The organism is Methanocalculus sp., assembly GCF_029762515.1.
Classification (GTDB): domain Archaea; phylum Halobacteriota; class Methanomicrobia; order Methanomicrobiales; family Methanocorpusculaceae; genus Methanocalculus.
In genome coordinates this window covers 1-1,718 of record NZ_JARVGN010000453.1, presented here as the reverse complement: position 1 = coordinate 1,718, position 1,718 = coordinate 1, and the positions used below count along the sequence as shown (strand labels likewise).

1 protein-coding gene and 1 pseudogene are annotated in these 1,718 nt (G+C 54.9%); both read right to left on the bottom strand.

What is annotated here, in order from left to right:
- A pseudogene (locus tag QCH34_RS12075) lies at window positions 1–669 on the bottom strand (indolepyruvate ferredoxin oxidoreductase); the annotation flags it as partial.
- Complete coding sequence (locus tag QCH34_RS12070; RefSeq protein ID WP_300334498.1) at window positions 666–1,637, bottom strand: radical SAM protein; 972 nt, start codon at window positions 1,635–1,637, stop codon at window positions 666–668. The gene QCH34_RS12070 and the pseudogene QCH34_RS12075, both read right to left, overlap by 4 nt.
- Between the last annotated feature and the right edge of the window lie 81 nt (window positions 1,638–1,718).

Sequence of the window (1,718 nt, the reverse complement as noted above, 5' to 3'; positions counted from 1 at the left end):
GTGGATTGCAATATGAGACTCTCCCCCGACTGCGCCAACGCCGATCTCCTGGGCACCTCCTTTGATCCTGTTGAGGGGGGAGCGCCCTGCCCATGCAAAAAGTCCGGCAGTTCCCTTATCAGCCCTGGCAATCCGGCCTGCGATCGTGAGATCAGGATCGGCAAGCCTGCCATGTCGTATCATCTGGACTGCTTCCACCGGCTTGATCTCATCATTCAGGAGGGTTGGGGTAATGCGGAGGATAGCCACCCGTGAGAAGCGTTCTGAAGCTTCAAAAGCAGCAGCTACGGCTGCGGATAATGTCTCTCTGTCAGGCTCGATCACCGGGCATTGGGCAAGTTCCCCGAAATACCGGGAGTCCTGGGAGTTTTGCGAGAAGAGGGCTTCGGGATCGTCACCGGCAATGATGACAACACCTGAGACGAGGCCCTGTGTCGTCGCATTGATAAGAGGATCGCAGAGGGCATTCATCCCGACATGTTTCACAATCACACACGAACGCCGTCCGGAGAGAGAGTCTCCAAGTGCGTATTCAAGGGCGGTCTTCTCGTTTGTGACCACCACGGCTGAAACGAGATCCCCAATCTCAGTTACCGGATACCCCGGTACTGTGTAAATACTATCAACACAATCTCTCAGGGCTTCTGCTACTGCTTCATATCCTTTCATTCAAAATCCCTCCCGGGAACAATATCACAGCCTGTACAATATGTACACATCGTGCGGGCTTTTGTTGTATCCAGACCTGCTTTCTTCAGGGCATCATAGTGGACATCAGCAATTCTGAGCAGGCGTTCAGCTGATGGCCTCCTGTATGACGCAACTGCAGCTGCGGGGGTGAGCGGCCGGATGACCGGGATGACGCCACGTTCCGCAAGCAGCCGGATGCAGCTTTCCATCTCTTCATCGGTCTCGCCAAGACCGAGGATCACATTCGAGTAGACCCTTTCACGTCCAAAGAGGGCAACGGAGCTGTCAAGTGATTCAATAATTCCATCCCATGAGAGTCCGGGGCACATCTCCGCAAAGAGTCCGGGGGTTGCCGCTTCAAGATTGAACTTCACCTCGCTGACTCCTTCTGAATAGAGGAGATCGGGAGTATTGGGGGTGGGGTAGATCGAAACCCCGATTGGTATATCCTGTCTACCGATCCGCTTCAGCACCTCGATTACCCGCTGCTCTTCGTCTTCAATGGAACCGACAACCCCGCTTGTAAGTGATATTGCATCGATCCGATCCCTGGCAGATTCGATCATCTTCGCAATCTCTTCAGGAGTTTTCACACGCCCCTCCTTGAGCGGCACCGGGCAGTACCTGCAGGAGAAGATGCACTGGCCGGAAACGGTGATATATGCCTGACGCGGGCAGTGAAGTGCGGGCTGCTCAAGGATACCGGTTGTTTCTATGTTGCCAAACCCAAGGTGAACCTGCCCATCGCCGTCATGCCTGATTTCAACAGGAGAATCCGGGGATACGGAGAGCCGGACCCTTTTCCCACCCTTTGAGAAGAAGATCGAGCCCCCACCCCCGGCTCCGGGCCCTGCTACGGAAGATTCGATATAGCCGGATGCATCCACTCCGGTGAGCCTGCATGAACCGATGGCGAGGAGTTCAGCCTTCAGTTCGACCCATCGCATAATTCCAAAGCCTCCTCAAATCGGGTCATAAACGGGATCGCTGCAACCGCACCGATCAAACCTCTTCCGGAGAGACGGATA